The organism is Streptomyces sp. NBC_01006, from assembly GCF_045162725.1.
GTDB lineage: Bacteria > Actinomycetota > Actinomycetes > Streptomycetales > Streptomycetaceae > Streptomyces.
In genome coordinates this window covers 4,036,830-4,052,259 of the sequence record NZ_CP108700.1, presented here as the reverse complement: position 1 = coordinate 4,052,259, position 15,430 = coordinate 4,036,830, and the positions used below count along the sequence as shown (strand labels likewise).

The 15,430-nt window shown below is 70.7% G+C and carries 17 protein-coding genes; 8 read left to right on the top strand and 9 right to left on the bottom strand.

Annotated elements, in window-relative coordinates:
- Positions 1–67: 67 nt before the first annotated feature.
- Positions 68–1,012: a universal stress protein gene (locus OG509_RS18480; RefSeq protein ID WP_406183590.1), complete on the bottom strand. Its 945-nt coding sequence runs from the start codon at positions 1,010–1,012 to the stop codon at positions 68–70.
- 236 nt (positions 1,013–1,248) lie between these two features.
- Between OG509_RS18480 and upp the strand changes: the two genes are divergently transcribed.
- Positions 1,249–1,884 carry a uracil phosphoribosyltransferase gene (gene upp / locus OG509_RS18475; protein WP_030160225.1) on the top strand — a complete coding sequence of 212 codons (636 nt, stop codon included), beginning with the start codon at positions 1,249–1,251 and terminating at the stop codon, positions 1,882–1,884.
- Positions 1,885–1,987: 103 nt separating this feature from the next.
- On the opposite strand, the gene OG509_RS18470 is transcribed toward upp, so the two are convergent.
- Both OG509_RS18470 and OG509_RS18465 read right to left on the bottom strand, forming a co-directional pair.
- Positions 1,988–2,650: a LytR C-terminal domain-containing protein gene (locus OG509_RS18470; RefSeq protein ID WP_406183589.1), complete on the bottom strand. Its 663-nt coding sequence runs from the start codon at positions 2,648–2,650 to the stop codon at positions 1,988–1,990.
- 152 nt (positions 2,651–2,802) lie between these two features.
- Positions 2,803–3,102, bottom strand: a complete 300-nt coding sequence (locus OG509_RS18465) for a type II toxin-antitoxin system VapB family antitoxin (RefSeq protein WP_030160221.1) — start codon at positions 3,100–3,102, stop codon at positions 2,803–2,805.
- An 88-nt stretch (positions 3,103–3,190) separates the two neighbouring features.
- On the opposite strand from OG509_RS18465, the gene OG509_RS18460 reads away from it, so the two are divergent.
- Positions 3,191–4,771 carry a helicase HerA-like domain-containing protein gene (locus tag OG509_RS18460; RefSeq protein ID WP_406183588.1) on the top strand — a complete coding sequence of 527 codons (1,581 nt, stop codon included), beginning with the start codon at positions 3,191–3,193 and terminating at the stop codon, positions 4,769–4,771.
- Between the two features lie 91 nt (positions 4,772–4,862).
- A complete protein-coding gene (opcA, locus tag OG509_RS18455; RefSeq protein ID WP_406183587.1) occupies positions 4,863–5,801 on the top strand; it encodes a glucose-6-phosphate dehydrogenase assembly protein OpcA in 939 nt (312 codons plus the stop codon).
- Between the two features lie 4 nt (positions 5,802–5,805).
- Here opcA and OG509_RS18450 read toward each other — a convergent pair whose 3' ends face one another.
- Positions 5,806–6,402 carry an HhH-GPD-type base excision DNA repair protein gene (locus OG509_RS18450; RefSeq protein ID WP_406183586.1) on the bottom strand — a complete coding sequence of 199 codons (597 nt, stop codon included), beginning with the start codon at positions 6,400–6,402 and terminating at the stop codon, positions 5,806–5,808.
- Between the two features lie 105 nt (positions 6,403–6,507).
- Here OG509_RS18450 and OG509_RS18445 point away from each other — a divergent pair, with 105 nt between their 5' ends.
- Positions 6,508–7,326, top strand: coding sequence for a VOC family protein (locus OG509_RS18445; protein WP_406183585.1), 819 nt, complete (start codon positions 6,508–6,510; stop codon positions 7,324–7,326).
- A 48-nt stretch (positions 7,327–7,374) separates the two neighbouring features.
- Here the strand turns inward: OG509_RS18445 and OG509_RS18440 are convergent, their stop codons facing one another.
- Together OG509_RS18440 and OG509_RS18435 are read right to left on the bottom strand one after the other, a co-directional pair.
- Positions 7,375–7,962, bottom strand: a complete 588-nt coding sequence (locus OG509_RS18440; protein ID WP_406183584.1) for a Uma2 family endonuclease — start codon at positions 7,960–7,962, stop codon at positions 7,375–7,377.
- A gap of 55 nt (positions 7,963–8,017) precedes the next feature.
- On the bottom strand, positions 8,018–8,872 hold the full coding sequence (locus OG509_RS18435; RefSeq protein WP_406183583.1) for a helix-turn-helix domain-containing protein: 855 nt from the start codon (positions 8,870–8,872) through the stop codon (positions 8,018–8,020).
- A 356-nt stretch (positions 8,873–9,228) separates the two neighbouring features.
- Between OG509_RS18435 and OG509_RS18430 the strand changes: the two genes are divergently transcribed.
- The 4 genes from OG509_RS18430 (at position 9,229) to OG509_RS18415 (ending at position 11,155) form a co-directional block, all read left to right on the top strand.
- On the top strand, positions 9,229–10,086 hold the full coding sequence (locus OG509_RS18430) for a helix-turn-helix domain-containing protein (protein ID WP_385591063.1): 858 nt from the start codon (positions 9,229–9,231) through the stop codon (positions 10,084–10,086).
- Complete coding sequence (locus tag OG509_RS18425) at positions 10,083–10,325, top strand: DUF397 domain-containing protein (RefSeq protein ID WP_406183582.1); 243 nt, start codon at positions 10,083–10,085, stop codon at positions 10,323–10,325. The genes OG509_RS18430 and OG509_RS18425 overlap by 4 nt, the downstream gene beginning before the upstream one ends.
- 67 nt (positions 10,326–10,392) lie before the next feature.
- Positions 10,393–10,584 carry a DUF1059 domain-containing protein gene (locus tag OG509_RS18420; protein ID WP_030160209.1) on the top strand — a complete coding sequence of 64 codons (192 nt, stop codon included), beginning with the start codon at positions 10,393–10,395 and terminating at the stop codon, positions 10,582–10,584.
- Between the two features lie 151 nt (positions 10,585–10,735).
- Positions 10,736–11,155 (top strand): molybdopterin-binding protein, encoded by a 420-nt coding sequence (locus tag OG509_RS18415; protein WP_406183581.1) that lies wholly within the window; start codon positions 10,736–10,738, stop codon positions 11,153–11,155.
- Between the two features lie 15 nt (positions 11,156–11,170).
- Here OG509_RS18415 and OG509_RS18410 read toward each other — a convergent pair whose 3' ends face one another.
- The 3 genes from OG509_RS18410 to OG509_RS18400 all read right to left on the bottom strand — a co-directional run bounded on the left by OG509_RS18410 (position 11,171) and on the right by OG509_RS18400 (position 15,371).
- Entirely contained in the window at positions 11,171–11,617 is a 447-nt protein-coding gene (locus tag OG509_RS18410) for a molybdopterin-dependent oxidoreductase (RefSeq protein ID WP_406183580.1), read from the bottom strand.
- Between the two features lie 80 nt (positions 11,618–11,697).
- Positions 11,698–14,490 (bottom strand): molybdopterin-dependent oxidoreductase, encoded by a 2,793-nt coding sequence (locus tag OG509_RS18405; RefSeq protein WP_406183579.1) that lies wholly within the window; start codon positions 14,488–14,490, stop codon positions 11,698–11,700.
- Positions 14,487–15,371, bottom strand: coding sequence for an FAD binding domain-containing protein (locus OG509_RS18400; protein ID WP_406183578.1), 885 nt, complete (start codon positions 15,369–15,371; stop codon positions 14,487–14,489). The genes OG509_RS18405 and OG509_RS18400 overlap by 4 nt, the downstream gene beginning before the upstream one ends.
- Positions 15,372–15,430 lie beyond the last annotated feature (59 nt).

Here is a 15,430-nt window from a genome sequence, read left to right as displayed (position 1 = left end):
ACCCCACCTTCCCCCGGATGGGGCGATTGATGCCACCCCTTCGCAGCTCAGAAGGGTTGCTGCGTTGTCAGGCATCGTCCGACAGCGTCGGGACCACCGCCACCGGGCCGTGCGCGTGGTGGAGCACCGCGTGGGCCACCGAGCCGATCATCAGGGACCCGACGCTGCGCCGCGGGTGGTGGCGGCCCACCACCACCAGGGCCGCCGACCGGGAGGCCGTCACCAGCCGCTCCGCCGCGTCGCCCGGGACCGCCGCCTGCTCCACCGGCACCTGCGGCCACCGGGCCCGGAACGGCTCCAGCCGCTCCGTCTGGGAGCGCAGCATCTCCCGCTCCGCGGGCACCGCGTCCCCGTCGTCGGCCAGGCCCTCGGGCGGGATCACCTGGAAGGGGCTGTCCACCACCATGTTCGGCGCCGGCGGGATCGCGTACGCCGAGACCACCTGGACGGTGGTCCCCCGTGCGGCCGCTTCCGCGAAGGCGAAGGCCACGACGTCGTCCGCCGTCTCCGCGGCGTGCAGGCCGAGCACCACCCGCCCCGCGGACGGCCCGGTAGTGGCATCCGCCCCGGCGCTGCGCGCCGCGTGCGGGACCACCACCACCGGGCACGCCGCCGAAGAGGCCACGGCGCGGCTGTTCGAGCCGAGCAGCAGCGCCGCGAAGCCGCCGTGGCCCCGGGAGCCCATCACCAGCATCCGGGCCTCCTCCCCCGACACCCGCAGGGCCTCCGGCACGGAGCCCTCCAGCGACTCGTACCGCACCTCGGCCGGCAGTTCGGCGGCCCCGGCGAGGATGTCCCGTACGCGCTCGCCGACGGGGTCGGCGTACTGCTCCGGCTGCGAGGGGTCGGCGAGGGAGGAGCGGCGCGCCGCGTACAGCTGGGCGCTGTCGGGCAGCACGTGCGCGACCACGAGGGCGGCGGTGTGCCGGAGCGCCTCGGTCCGCGCCCATTCCAGCGCTCTGAGGCTGTCCTCGGATCCGTCGACCGCCGCGACCACCGGTGCGTTGCTCATCCGTCCAGCGTGCTGGGCGCCCGGGCGGGTCGCATCCGCAGGGCGACCGGAGGGCAACCGCAGGGCGGCCGGAGCGGATCCGGAGAGCATCCGGAGCGGATCCGTGGGCGCGGCTGCCGGTTCGGACGCACGGGGGTGCGCGCACCGCGTAGCCTTTTGACCGTGGGTCGCGAAAAAGTGCGGCCGTTTTTGCAGGTCGCAGGTCGAAACCCGGCAGCTGAGCCTTGGAGGATGTTGTGCGTTTGCAGGTCGTCGATCACCCCTTGGTGGCGCACAAACTGACCACCCTGCGCGACAAGCGCACCGACTCCCCCACCTTCCGTCGGCTCGCCGACGAGCTGGTGACCCTCCTCGCGTACGAGGCCACGCGCGACGTGCGCACCGAGCAGGCGGACATCGTCACGCCCGTCGGCCCGACCACCGGCGTGAAGCTCTCGCACCCGCGCCCGCTGGTCGTGCCGATCCTGCGCGCCGGCCTCGGCATGCTGGACGGCATGATGCGGCTGCTGCCGACCGCCGAGGTGGGCTTCATGGGCATGGTCCGCAACGAGGAGACCCTGGAGGCCTCCACGTACGCGACGCGCATGCCGGAGGACCTCTCAGGGCGGCAGGTCTACGTCGTCGACCCGATGCTCGCCACCGGCGGCACGCTCGTCGCGGCGATCCAGGAACTGATCAAGCGCGGGGCCGACGACGTCACCGCCGTGGTGCTGCTGGCCGCGCCCGAGGGCGTCGAGGTCATGGAGCGCGACCTCGCGGGCACCCCGGTGACGGTCGTGACGGCCGCGGTGGACGAGCGGCTCAACGAGCACGGCTACATCGTTCCGGGCCTGGGCGACGCGGGCGACCGCATGTACGGCTCGGCCGAGTAGGACCCGGGCCAGGAGCAGGACCCGGCACCGACGCCGACGCCGGTACGGATGCCGAACAGCCGGCCGCCTTTTTCCGAGGCGGCCGGCTGTTTCGCGTTCAGGTTCAGCAGGTCTTGGCGGGCGCGGGCTGCGGGTTGGCCAGCAGGTACAGCTCCTTGTCCGCGGCCTCCTTCGGACTGAGCTCCTTGAAGGCGTCGCCGAGGATCAGGTCGATGTCCGCGCCGTCGCGGGCGTCGGTCTGCTGCGTATCGCCTTCGAGCTGGGTGCCCAGCACGGAGAAGGCCGCCTTGTCGGTCTTGGGCGAGCCGAGCAGTATCCCCGTCCCGGGGACCTTCTTGTCGAAGTCGGCGGGCGCGTTGCCGACCTTGCCGACAGTGAAGCCGCGCTTCTTCAGCTCGTCGCCGACCGCCTTGGCGAGCCCGGCGCGCGGGGTCGCGTTGTAGACGTTGACCGTGATCTCGCCGGGCTGGGGCAGGGCCACGGCCGGTTTGGCGGCGGCGGGGCTGGCGGCCGCCGCGGCGCCCGCCCTGGGCTTCGGGGTGGCGCAGTCCTTGCCCGCGGCGGCCTGGTGTTTGCCGCTGCCGCCCTCACCGCGGAACACGTTCATGAGCTGCACGGATCCGTAACCGAGCAGGGCCAGACCGAGGACTGCTCCGAGCACGGTGAAGACGATGCGGCGGCGTCGCCGCGGTCGCCTCATGCGGGGGTAAGCCGCTCCCGTGACGCGGTACTTTCCGCCCATGCCGGGGGGAGTGAGCATGCTCATGGGCGCAGCGTAATACCGCCCGCCTGTGATGCCCACCAAATGATCTGTTGATAGGGCAAGACCGACCCGAAAGGCGCAATTCTGGCGAACCGGAAACCCAAGCGGCGCCCGGGCTGTAGCGCTTCTCGGGCTCGCCTACGGCGTGTTCCGGCTCAGTAGTCCATTTCGAGTACGCGCGCGTGCAGCACCTGGCGCTGCTGCAGGGCCGCGCGCACGGCGCGGTGCAGCCCGTCCTCCAGGTACAGGTCGCCCTGCCACTTCACGACGTGGGCGAAGAGGTCCCCGTAGAACGTCGAGTCCTCGGCGAGCAGCGTTTCGAGGTCCAGCTGCCCCTTGGTCGTCACCAACTGGTCGAGCCGGACCGGGCGCGGGGCGACATCCGCCCACTGCCGGGTGGTTTCCCTGCCGTGGTCGGGGTACGGCCGCCCGTTTCCGATGCGCTTGAAGATCACACGGAAAGCCTACCGGGCCGGTGCCTGCGGGCGCAGCCTTGCCAAGCAGGTGCAAAAGTGACATGCAGGGCTATTTCGGGAGTGATGTATGAGCGAGAGCACCGACCCCGCGTCCCCGGCCGACCAGATCGCCGCCGGGTACGCCTTCACCGGACCCGCGCTCGAACTGGGTGCCCTGCTCTGGGACGGCACCTGTCTGCCGGAGCGGCAGATCCGCATCCCGCTGTCGATGCTCAACCGCCACGGCCTGGTCGCGGGCGCCACGGGCACCGGCAAGACGAAGACCCTCCAGCTCATCGCCGAGCAGCTGTCGGCGGGCGGCGTCCCGGTGTTCCTCGCCGACATCAAGGGGGACGTATCCGGGATCTCGGTACCGGGCACGGCCAACGAGAAAGTCGGGGAACGGGCGAAGGAAGTCGCCCAGCAGTGGGAGGCGACCGGATTCCCGAGCGAGTTCTATTCGCTGGGCGGGATCGGACCGGGCATTCCGGTACGGGCCACCGTGACGGCTTTCGGCCCGGTGCTCATGTCGAAGGTGCTCCAGCTCAACCAGACCCAGGAGCAGTCGCTCGGCCTGATCTTCCACTACGCCGACGCCAAGGGACTGGAGCTGATCGACCTCAAGGACCTGCGGGCGGTCGTCGCCTTCCTTGTCTCCGACCAGGGGAAAGCCGAGCTCAAGGGCATCGGCGGGCTGTCCACGGTGACGGCGGGGGTGATCCTGCGCTCCCTGACCGCATTCGAGCAGCAGGGCGCCTCGGAGTTCTTCGGCGAGCCGGAATTCGACACCGGCGAATTCCTGCGGACGGCGGCCGACGGGCGCGGGCTGGTCTCCGTACTGGAACTCCCGGCCGTCCAGGACAAACCGCAGCTCTTCTCCACCTTCCTGATGTGGCTGCTGGCCGACCTCTACGGCGACCTGCCGGAAGTCGGGGACCTGGAGCGGCCGAAGCTCGTCTTCTTCTTCGACGAGGCCCACCTGCTGTTCAACGGCGCCTCGAAGGCCTTCCTGGAGTCCATCACCCAGACCGTGCGGCTGATCCGCTCGAAGGGAATCGGCGTCTTCTTCGTGACGCAGACCCCCAAGGACGTGCCGGCGGACGTGCTCGCGCAGCTCGGCAACCGGGTGCAGCACGCGCTGCGCGCCTTCACCCCGGACGACGCGAAGGCGCTGAAGGCCACCGTGAAGACCTTCCCGAACTCCGCGTACGACCTGGAGGAGCTGCTGACCCAGCTCGGCACGGGCGAGGCGGTGATCACCGTACTCAGCGAGAAGGGCGCCCCGACCCCGGTGGCGGCCACCCGGCTGCGCGCCCCGCAGTCGCTGATGGGCCCGATCGACGCGGCCGCCCTCGACGCGGCGGTGAAGTCCTCGCTCCTCTATCCGCGGTACGCGGAGCCGGTCGACCGTGAGTCGGCGTACGAGAAGATCAGCGCCGAGCAGGCTGCGGCCGAGGCGGCGGCGGAGGCGGCCGCGGCCGGGGCGGAGGCCGAGAAGCAGGCCAAGGAGGCCGCGAAGGCGGCGCGCAGCGCCCCGAAGCCGGATCCGTCGCTCGCTCAGCAGGTGGTGGGGAGCGGGCTGTTCCGCTCGCTGGCCCGGTCGATCGGGACCCAGGTGGGGCGGGAGATCTCGCGGTCGCTGTTCGGGACGGCGAAGCGGCGCAGGTGAGGCACCCTCTGCTTGGTACGTGACGGATTCCGGCGGCCGGATCCGCCGCCGGGGTGCCGCCGGAGGCTTCGGCGCTGACAGACTTCGCCCCATGCGGACCGAACTCACCGACACCACGTCCAGCAAGATCGACCGGGCCCTGCTCGATGCCCGCCGGGCCATCGGCAGCCCCACGATGGGCCTGGTGCTGACGCTCGTCATCGCCACCGACGAGGAGAACGCGTACGACGCCGTCCGCGCGGCCTCCGAGGCCTCGCGCGAACACCCCTGCCGCATCATCGTGGTGATCAAGCGCACCTCGCGCGGCTCGCACAAACTCCGCCAGACCCGGCTGGACGCCGAGCTGCGGGTCGGATCGGATGCCGGGACCGGGGAGATCGTGCTGCTGCGCCTGCACGGGGCGCTCACCGAGCAGGCGGGCTCCGTGGTCCTCCCGCTGCTGGTGCCGGACGCGCCGGTGGTGGTGTGGTGGCCGGCCGAGGCCCCCGCCGACCCGGCGCGCGATCCCCTCGGCGCGCTCGCGCAGCGCCGGATCACGGACGCGGAGGCCGTCGCCGACCCGGTGGAGGTGCTGGACCGGCGGGCCGCCGCGTACGCCCCCGGGGACACCGACCTCGCGTGGACCCGGCTGACGCCGTGGCGGGCGCTGCTGGCGGCCGCGATGGACCAGAAGCCGCTGCCGGTGACGGGCGCGGCGGTGGAGAGCGAGGCCGACAATCCGAGCGCCGAGCTGCTGGCGCGCTGGCTGCACGACCGGCTCGGGGTGCCGGTGGAGCGGATCACCACGGACGGGCCCGTGATCACCCGGGTTCGGCTGGCGACCGCGGCGGGCGAGATCACGGTGGACCGCCCCGACGGGGCGCTGGCCACGCTGATGCTGCCGGGCAGCCCCGACCGCAAGGTGGCCCTGAAGATCCGCAGCAAGGCCGAGCTGATCTCGGAGGAGCTGCGCCGGCTCGACGCGGACGAGGTCTACGCGTCGGCGCTCCGCAAGCGCCCGGCCCCGTCCCCGGCCGCGGCCGCGCTCTGACCGGCTAGCCGCCCTTCTCCGCCTTGGCGGCCTTGGCGGCGGCCTTCATCTCCTGTTTGTGGGCCCGCACCTTCGCCAGGGACTCCGGCCCGGTGATGTCCGCCGCCGAGCGGTAGACGTTCGCCGGGCCGTAGCCGCCGGCCGCCTCGCGCCAGCCCTTGGGCCGTACGCCGAGCTGCTTGCCCAGCAGCGCCAGGAAGATCTGGGCCTTCTGCTCGCCGAACCCGGGCAGTTCCTTGAGCCGCTTCAGCAGCTCGTCCCCGGTCCGTACGTCGCGCCAGATGGCCTCAGCGTCCCCGTCGTAGTGCTCCACCAGGTACGCGCACAGCTGCTGCACCCGCTTCGCCATCGACCCGGGGTAGCGGTGCACGGCCGGCTTCTCGGAGAGCAGCGCGGCGAAGGCCTCGGGATCGGCAGCGGCGATGGCATGGGCGTCCAAGTCGTCCGCCCCCATCCGCCGGGCGATCGTGTACGGGCCTGAGAACGCCCACTCCATCGGCACCTGCTGGTCGAGCAGCATGCCGACGAGCGCCGCGAGCGGGCTGCGGCCGAGGAGCTCGTCGGCCTCCGGCTGCTGGGCCAGCCGCATCGTGATGTCCATGGATCCAGCCTCCCGCGCGGCCGCCTTCCCCGCGCGGTCGGCACACCGCGGCCCTAGCGTGAGAACCGCGCAAAACCGACGAAACGACACAGGAGTCGATCGATCATGGCTGAGTTCCCGGAAGGCGCTCCGTGCTGGGTGGACGCGATGTTCAAGGACGTGGAGGGTGCGAAGACCTTCTACTCCGACGTGCTGGGCTGGACCTTCGGCGAGTCGTCCAGTGAGTACGGCAACTACACGCAGGCGTACTCCGACGGCAAGGCGGTGGCGGCCGTGGTCCCGCCGATGCCGGGCGCAGACGCCCCGTCGCAGTGGTGTCTGTACTTCGCCTCGCCCGACGCGGCGGCCACCGCCGAGAAGATCAAGTCGGCCGGCGGCGAGCTGATGATGGAGCCGATGAAGGTCGGCACCTTCGGCACGATGGCGATCGCCAAGGAGCCGAGCGGCGCGGTCTTCGGCGTCTGGCAGCCGGGCGAGCACAAGGGCTTCGAGAAGATCGGCGAGCCGGGCGCGTACGCCTGGGCCGAGGTCTTCACCCGCGACCCGGCCAAGGCGGACGGGTTCCTCCCGAAGGTCTTCCCGTACTCCGCCCAGAAGATGGAGCCCGGCGACGACCCGGAGGCGGCCGGGATGGACTTCAAGATCTTCAGCGTCGCCGGCAGCGAGAACCCGGTCCTCGGCCGGATGCGCATGGGCGACGAGTTCCCGCCCGAGATCCCCCCGTACATCCAGGTCTACTTCTCGGTCCCGGACTGCGACGAGGCCGTGGCCAAGGCCAAGAAGCACGGCGGCAAGCTCCACTTCGGCCCGATGGACAGCCCCTTCGGCCGCTTCGCGGCGGTGACGGACCAGCAGGGCGCGGCGTTCGCCGTCATCGACATGTCGAAGACGACGGGCGAGATGCCGCAGATGTCGGACGCCTAGCCGACCCCTCCGGGCGGGCGGGGCCACCCGACGGGCGGCCCCGCCTCCCTACGCGTAGAGGGGCAGGCCCTCGGTGGAGATGGTCCATTCGGCGACGGTGACGTCCTCGCCGTAGACGAAATCCTTGCGGGTCGCGTAGCGCGGTCCGGCGGCGGTCGGGTGGATGTCCGACAGGACGGCGCCCGTCCCGGTGCGGGGGTCGAAGATCGCGTATACGGGGATGCCGAGCAAGGGGTAGTCCCGCATCTTGCCGATCCAGTCGTTGTCCGGGTTGGACCGGGAGACGACCTCGATGGCGGCGATAAGGGTCCGGGGGTCGAAGGAACCCTGACCTTCCATGTCCACCTCGGCGATCAGCATGATGTCCGGTAGCCGCAGGATGCCCTGGGGCTCGTCCTCGACATCCGGGGCTCCTGTGTGGGCGAGCAGCCCATCCGGCATGAGTTTTTCCAGACGTCGGCTGACCCGGGCCGCTGTCAGCTCATGGGGGCTGCTGGGCGCCATCATGTCGTGGACAATGCCTTCCTTGGTGATCTCGAACTTGCCAGGAACGGTGTCGTCCAGCGACTGAACGGCATTTCGCATGGCCGGGTACCAGTGCACTTCCCGCCGTACATCGTGCGGAGCGATGGTCATAGAGCCCACTCCTCGTCTGTGCCCTGTGGTCCGGGTCCGAGTCATCGCTTTCATGCTAGGCCGCCCCTTCAGGGTGCGTCCGGCAGCCTTTGCAGGTGCCGGGGGTCGGGGCGCGGAAGGCGCGGTCGCATTTCTCGCAGGTCTGGAAGGGGTCCGGCGGGACGAAGGGGTCTCTGCGGGCCGGCGGTGCCAGGACGGGCGGGAGCTGGGTCCTCAGGCGGTGGGCGATCAGGCCCGCCGGGTTGCGGGGGTGGTCCGGGAGGTTCGCCGCCAAGGCGCTGGTCACCGCTTGATGGGTGGCGCCGCGCTCCAGCCAGGCCTCGACGCCGCCCGCGAGGCGTCGGACGTCCCGGGCGCCGAGGAGCAGGCGGGGGTCGGCCCGGCGGAGTTCGGCCAGGAGCTCCTCGGCCAGCTGGCGACGGGCCGGGTTGTCCGCGTTGCGGGGCGCCGGGAGGGTTGCCTGGGCCCGCGGTGGCGGGGCGGGCTCGGGCTCCGGGGCGGGAGCCGGGGCAGGTTCCGGTTCCGCGGCGGGTTCCGGCTTCGGGGCGGGGATTCGCTCGGGTGGGGTGACGGCCTTCGGGTCGTTGCAGAACACCGTACGGGTGACGATCCGCCCGTCCGGGAGCTTCTCCTGGAGCCGCCGCAGGTACCCGTACGCCTCCAGCTCGCCCAGCGCCTTGCCGATCGCCTTCTCCCCGAGGGGCAGCTGCTTGGCCAGGGCTTTGATGCCGACCGGGGTGCCACGGGGCACCGACTGGATGTACGAGGCGAGGGCCCGCGCGGTCATCGACAAGTGCGGGTGCCGGATCAGGTCGTTGCTGACGACCGTGAAATTGCGGGTCTGTCGGACGTTGGCGTGTTGAACGCCGTACGCGGCGCGCGAGGGCGCGTTAGAGTGCTGGAAAGCCATTGGGAAGCTGGATCCTTCTCGTGGTCAGGCCCTCGTCGGGATTGCGAGTCCCGGCGGGGGCCGTCCTGTGTCTGGAGTTGTCGCGGCGAGCATATGCCAGGCAACCCGCCTGAAATCCAGCCGAGTTGGGTCGGTTCACCCGTGTGAGTGAGCGGCGCTACGGGGAGGCTGGAGGGGTAGGGCCGGAGTTCTTTCTCTTGGTTCTTCCAAAGAAAAGCATCGTGACGCGCCGGGTCGCGCCCGGGCGCGACCCGGCGGCGCGAGCAGCCCGCACGTATGTCCACGACTTTGTCCAAAGCTGTCGAGACTGCCTCAACGTGAGTGACGGGTAAGGCGCGTTGAGGAGGTGGGTGCGCATGGGCGTGGACAGTGACGGTACGGAAGAACACAGCTGGTCCGTGGACCCCGAGGACGAACAGGGCGCGGCGGTGGTAGCGGCGCTCGGCCGTCAGATGCGGGCGCGGCGCGAGGCGATGGGTCTACGGGTCGCCGACCTGGCGGCGACGATCACGTACGGCGAGGCCCTGATCTACAAGGTCGAGGGCGGCAAGCGGATCGCCAAGCCGGAGTACTTGGACAAGCTGGATGACGCGTTGAGGGCCGGCGGCTTGGTCCGGGCCATGGCGGAGGATCTCTCTCGGGTCCGGTACCCGAAGAAGGTCCGGGACCTCGCGCAGATGGAAGAGAAGGCCGTCGAGATCGGTGTGTACAGCGTTCATGCCGTTCATGGCCTGCTTCAGACCCCGGAGTGGGCGCGCGCCATGTTCGAGATGCGGCAGCCGGCGTACTCGCGAGCCGAGGTCGAACGGTTCCTGGCCGCACGTATGGCGCGCCGGTCGATCTTCGACCGTGATCCAGCTCCGGCGCTCAGTTTCGTCCAGGAAGAGGCCACGCTGCGCCGTCGCATCGGGGGCACAATGGTCTGGCGGCAGCAACTTGAACACCTGCTGGAAGTCGTCCAGTTGCGGAACCTTGCGTTTCAGGTGATGCCGATGGACTGTGAGGTCCACGCGGGGATGGACGGCGGGATCGAAATGCTGAAGTTCGGGGACGGCTCGGCGGTAGGGCGCTCTGAAGGCGCGTTCTACGGGCGGCCCGTGTCCGACGCCAAGCGGTTCCGGATCCTTGAACTGCGGTATGGAATGATCCGGGCCCAGGCTCTCCCGCCACGGGAGTCGCGGGCCTTTGTCGAGCATTTGCTGGGAGAGACATGATCCACGAATTGGCCTGGTCCAAGAGCAGCTACAGCAGTAGCAACGACATCAACGACTGCGTCGAGGTGGCGTGGGTCAAGAGCAGCTACAGCAGTGGGTCCGAGGGTGACTCCTGCGTCGAGGTGGCCGCCTGTCCCGAAGCCGTGCGGGTGCGGGATTCCAAGGTCCTCGACGGGCCGCAGCTCGCCCTCACGCCCCAGGCCTGGGCGGGCTTCGTTTCGTACGCGCGCCAGGGTTAGGACTTTCGCCCCCGGGACATTCGGAGGATCGTGGGGAGTGAACCTTCTCCATACCGGGAGGCGCGTCATGCGCAAGGTCATGGATTGTAGGGAGTACCCCAGTGAGATCGGGTGCACCCTGACGATCACGGGTGAGGAAGACGAAGTCATGGGGGCGGCCGTCCAGCACGGGGTCGCCGTACATGGTGAAGAGGACACTCAGGAGTTCCGCGACGCGCTGCGCGGCATGCTGAAGCCCGAGGTGCCGCAGCACGCGTGACACACGAAACCCGCAGAGGCGAGCCGCACGGGTGGTTCCGGCTGGCGGATGCGACGGGTGGGATGCAGGTCGGGGCCGGGATGCCTACGGTCGATCTTGAGCGGTTCCCCCTGACCGCGCGAGGTCACTACCGAAGAGGTCGAGCAACCCCATGAGCCTGAGCATCCGCAACCAGATCGCCGGTACCGTCACCGCCGTCACCGCCGGGGAGGCCATGGCCACGGTCAAGGTCCGTCTGGAAGGCGGGCAGGACATCACCGCCGCCATCACCACCGATGCCGTCAAGGACCTCGGCATCGCCGAGGGGTCCTCGGTCAAGGCGCTCGTCAAGGCCACCGAGGTCGCGCTGGCCACCGGCGCCGTCGACGGCATCAGCATCCGCAACCAGCTGGCCGGCACCGTCTCCGACGTCGCCACCGGTGGTGCCATGGCCTCCGTCAAGGTGGACGTGAACGGCGGCGGGCTGACCGCCGCCATCACCAAGGACGCCGTCGAGGCGCTCGGCCTGGCCGCCGGGTCCTCCGTCGTCGCGCTGATCAAGTCGACCGAGATCTCGCTCGCGACCGCCTGAGCCGAGGAGGGCCGCCTAGAGCCCGAGGTTCGGCGGCGACAGCGAGCCGAACCACACGTGCGTGACGGCGCTGACGTAGCGCGCCCCGCACCGGTCCGACGGGACCACCAGCTGCGCGCCCGCCTCGTCGAGGTCCTCCCCGTCGAGCCGGGTCGCCAGCAGCACCGGGCTGTCGCCGAAGTCCGCGTCGAGCTCGGCCCAGGACAGGACGGTGTGGTGCCCGTCCCCGCCGCTGACCGCCAGTAGGAAGCGGCTGCGGTCCTTGCGTCGGCGCGCGTCGAAGGACGGCCCGGCGCCCGCGACCACCTCGCGCAGCAGCGCACCTTCGAACACATGGTGCTGCGGACCGTTCGTCGCGCAGTCGAACGTGACCTCGGCCCGGTGCTGTGCCCAGTCCCGCAGGTCCGCGACGCTCAGGGTCGCCGGGTGGTCCAGATCTCCGTGCAGCATGAGTTTGGCCATGTGCGGATTGTGCCCGGGGCCCGTCATTCCGGAACCTCATCTGCAAGGTTGATGGCTTGATACAACCCGCAGATGTGGCTTCATCGCGTGTTCTGCCCCTGTAGGTCCTGCAATCTCTGGTTCACCTTCCGCCAGACGATGTCGCGTGTCACCGGCATCTCCGTGAACCGCACCCCGGTCGCGTCCCGCAGCGCGTTCGCGAACGCCGGGGCCACCGGGTTGAAGGGGCTCTCGCTCATCGACTTCGCGCCCAGCGGGCCGATCGCGTCCGAGGTCTCCATGAAGTGCACCTCCGTACGCGGGACGTCCGCGTACTGCGGGAGCCGGTAACGGCGGAAGGCCGCCGTGGTCACCTCCCCGCGCTCGTCCACCCGTACGGTCTCGAACAGCGTCGCGCCCAGCGCCTGGGCCACGCCGCCCTCCACCTGGCCGCGGCACTGCATCGGGTTCATGACCTTGCCCGCGTCGGCGGCGTGGACGGACCGGAGGATCTTCATCTCTCCCGTGTCCGGGTCCACGGCGAGGCGGAACCACTGCGCGTTGAAGGCCACCGAGCGCGGCGAGCCGCCCCAGTGGCCGTCCGCGGCCATCTCGTCGAGCTTGCCCTTGTCGTACGCGGCCTCGTACAGCTCCTTGAGCGTGACGGTCCGGCCCGCGCAGTCGAAGGACTCCGCCGACAGCTTGCACAGGTGCCGGGCCACGCCCGTGTGCCGGGCCGCGAAGGTCTGGAGCCGCTCCGCGAGCGAGTTCGCCGCCAGCATCACCGCCTTGCCCGCCACCACCGTTCCGGCCGAGCCGAACGCGCCGGTGTCGTGGCGGACCACGTCCGTGTCGGACTGGCGGACCGCGATCCGGTCCACCGTCGTGTTCAGCGCGCCGGCGGTGATCTGCTTGTGGACGGTGGTGGTGCCGTTGCCGAACTCCGCCGTGCCGACGGCGATGTCGTACGTGCCGTCGCGGAGCAGGCTGACCCGGGCGTCGGCGAAGTGGCCGCCCGGCGGGCCGGTCGCGATCATGGCGACGGCCGATCCGGTGCCGGTGAGCCAGCCCTCCGGCACGTCCTCGTGGCTGCGGTCCTCGGCGATGGCCCCCCGCACGACGTCCATGCACTGCTTCATCCCGTACGAGGCGATGAACAGGTCCTCCTCGTGGCCGATCGGGGTCACCATGTGGTCGCCGGCGCCGATGACGTTCTTCTCGCGCAGGACGAGCGGGTCCATGCCGAGCTTGACGGCGAGCTCGTCCATCACCGATTCGAGGGCGAACAGGACCTGGCCGAGGCCGTAGCCGCGGAAGGCGCCCGCCGGTACGCCGTTGGTGTAGACCGAGTACGCCTCCACCTCCTTGTTCGGCGCCTTGTAGACGGCGAAGGACTCGCCGACGCTGTGGAACATGACCGCCGGGCCGTGGTTTCCGTAGGCGCCGGTGTTGGAGAGCACGCGGATGCGCAGCGCGGTGAGGGTGCCGTCGGCCTTGGCGCCGATCTTGATGGTGATCTTGAAGGGGTGGCGGGTGGTGGCACCGTAGAACTGCTCGGCCCGGGTGAATTCGAGTTTCACCGGGCGCCGCAGCTTCAGGGCGGCGAGGACCACGATGTCCTCGGTGAGCATCTCCTGCTTGCCGCCGAACCCGCCGCCCACGCGGCCCGCGACGACGCGGACCTCGTCCTCACCCAGGTCGTACAGGGCGCACAGCGCCCGGCGGGTCAGGAACGGGGCCTGGGTGGAGGAGCGGACGGTGATCCGCTCGCCGCCGCCCTCCTCCTTGGGTTCGAAGTACGCGACGCTGCCGTGCGTCTCCAGGCTGGCGTGCTGCACGCGCTGGGTCTGAAAGGTCTCCTCGTAGACGACGTCCGCCTCCGCGTACCCCTTCTCCATGTCGCCGATCGTGCCGTGCACCTCGCCGCACACGTTGTTCTCGGCGCGGAAGATCCCCGACTCGGGGCCCTTGGGGTGGATGACGGGGGCGCCCGGAAGCATCGCCTCCTCCGGGTCGATCACGTACGGGAGCTCCTCGTACGTGACGACCACGCGGCGGCAGCCCTCCTCGGCGGCCTGCTCGCTGTCGGCGACGACCGCCGCCACGCGCTGGCCGACGAAGCGGACCACGTCGTCCAGGACGCGGGTGTCCATCGGGTCCTCGGTCGGATGCTCGTGGCGGGCGGACGAGTACAGCCTGTCGGGGGCGTCGTGGTGGGTGAGGACGGCGTGCACGCCCGGGACCTGGAGGGCGTCGCGGGTGTCGATGTCGACGATGCGGGCGTGCGGGTGCGGGGAGCGCAGCAGCTTCATGTGGAGCAGCCCGGGCACCTCGACGTCGAAGGTGTAGCGGGCGGTTCCGGTGACGACGAGGGGGCCGGCGGGGGCGCCGAGGCTCCTGCCGACGGCCGCACCCTGTTCGGGGGTTTCGGTGTGCTTCACCCCGCGTACGGCGTCCTCGATGGCGCGGTAGCCCGTACAGCGGCAGATGTTGCCCTTGAAGGCGCGCGGGAGGTCCTCCAGCTTGCCGTCGTCGTGGTCGGTGCCCTGCTCGGCCTGGAGGGCGGCGGTGGTCATCAGGAAGCCGGCCGTGCAGAACCCGCACTGGAAGCCCTGGGCGTCGAGGAACTGCTGCTGCGCCGGGTGGAGTTCGCCGCCCGGCTCGGCGAGGCCCTCGACCGTGGTGACGGAGCGGCCCTCGGCGCGGACGGCCGGGTAGAGGCAGCTGTGCACGGGCCGGCCGTCGACGTGGACGGTGCAGGCGCCGCAGTCGCCCTGGTCGCAGCCCTTCTTCACGCCGAACCAGCCGCGCTCGCGCAGGTAGGTGCGCAGGCACTGGCCGGCGCGGGGCTCGGTGTCGAAGCGCTCCTTGTTGATCTCGATCTCGAAGCTCATCGGGAAACCTCCTCCTCCTCCTCCTCCGGCTCCAGCTCCAGCTCCGGCGACGCCGACGTGAGTTCGCGGCGGATCTCCTCGGCCAGGCGCAGGGTCATGTGGCGCCGCCAGTCGGGCAGTCCGTGGATGTCGTCGAACCACTCGTCCGGCCTGACGGCGGTGTCGATCGCCTCGCGCAGCTCGGCGGCGGTCGGCGGCAGTGCGAACCAGAAGCGGAAGGGGCGGGTGGTGGCGGCGGTGACCGTGAGGGCGAAGGAGCCGTCCTGGGGGTCACGGGTGCCGATGACGAGGGCGCCGGAGCGGCCGAGCCCGTAGAGGGAGGCCTGTCGGAAGGCCGTGCGGCAGGTCAGCGAGCGGGCCGGGACGCGTACGGAGCGCAGCAGCTCGCCCTCGCGCAGGTCCTTGACCCCCGCGCCGCGGATGAAGTCGGTGACGGGCATGCGGCGGGTGGCGCCGTCCTGGCCCTGGAGGAGGACGGTGGCGTCGAGGCCCGCGGCCAGGGAGATGACCGGGCCGGCCGGGAGGCCGTTGCAGAGGTTCCCGCCGACGGTGGCCATGTTCCAGATCTTGAAGCTGGCGAGGAAGGCCCGGCAGCACTGCTCGATCAGCGGTGCGGCGGGGGTGGTGGTCGCGGCGGTCGCCGGCTGGGAGCGGCCGAACCGGGACAGCTCGGTGATCGTGCAGGTGGCGGCGATGTCGAGGTCGCCGTCGGGCTGCCAGGACAGGGGCGGCCAGCCCATGCGCGAGAGGTCGATCAGCCGGCGGATGTGGGGCTGGGGCTCGGAGAAGAGGTACGTGCCGCCACCGAGCCAGGCGTCGCCGGGGCGCCAGGGTTCGCGGCGGCGTGCGTCGCGCACGTCGAGCACGGTGTTGAGATCCAAGGTGAGCCACCCCCTCCACTCGGGACACCCGGGGAACCGAGCGTTTCCAGTCAGTGAAG

Excerpts from the sequence above, each read along its gene's own strand:
- OG509_RS18480 (WP_406183590.1), bottom strand. The coding sequence starts at position 1,012 with ATGAGCAACGCACCGGTGGTCGCGGCGGTCGACGGATCCGAGGACAGC.
- OG509_RS18470 (WP_406183589.1), bottom strand. The coding sequence starts at position 2,650 with ATGAGCATGCTCACTCCCCCCGGCATGGGCGGAAAGTACCGCGTCACG.
- OG509_RS18460 (WP_406183588.1), top strand. The coding sequence starts at position 3,191 with ATGAGCGAGAGCACCGACCCCGCGTCCCCGGCCGACCAGATCGCCGCC.
- opcA (WP_406183587.1), top strand. The coding sequence starts at position 4,863 with ATGCGGACCGAACTCACCGACACCACGTCCAGCAAGATCGACCGGGCC.
- OG509_RS18450 (WP_406183586.1), bottom strand. The coding sequence starts at position 6,402 with ATGGACATCACGATGCGGCTGGCCCAGCAGCCGGAGGCCGACGAGCTC.
- OG509_RS18445 (WP_406183585.1), top strand. The coding sequence starts at position 6,508 with ATGGCTGAGTTCCCGGAAGGCGCTCCGTGCTGGGTGGACGCGATGTTC.
- OG509_RS18440 (WP_406183584.1), bottom strand. The coding sequence starts at position 7,962 with ATGACCATCGCTCCGCACGATGTACGGCGGGAAGTGCACTGGTACCCG.
- OG509_RS18435 (WP_406183583.1), bottom strand. The coding sequence starts at position 8,872 with ATGGCTTTCCAGCACTCTAACGCGCCCTCGCGCGCCGCGTACGGCGTT.
- OG509_RS18430 (WP_385591063.1), top strand. The coding sequence starts at position 9,229 with ATGGGCGTGGACAGTGACGGTACGGAAGAACACAGCTGGTCCGTGGAC.
- OG509_RS18425 (WP_406183582.1), top strand. The coding sequence starts at position 10,083 with ATGATCCACGAATTGGCCTGGTCCAAGAGCAGCTACAGCAGTAGCAAC.
- OG509_RS18420 (WP_030160209.1), top strand. The coding sequence starts at position 10,393 with ATGCGCAAGGTCATGGATTGTAGGGAGTACCCCAGTGAGATCGGGTGC.
- OG509_RS18415 (WP_406183581.1), top strand. The coding sequence starts at position 10,736 with ATGAGCCTGAGCATCCGCAACCAGATCGCCGGTACCGTCACCGCCGTC.
- OG509_RS18410 (WP_406183580.1), bottom strand. The coding sequence starts at position 11,617 with ATGGCCAAACTCATGCTGCACGGAGATCTGGACCACCCGGCGACCCTG.
- OG509_RS18405 (WP_406183579.1), bottom strand. The coding sequence starts at position 14,490 with ATGAGCTTCGAGATCGAGATCAACAAGGAGCGCTTCGACACCGAGCCC.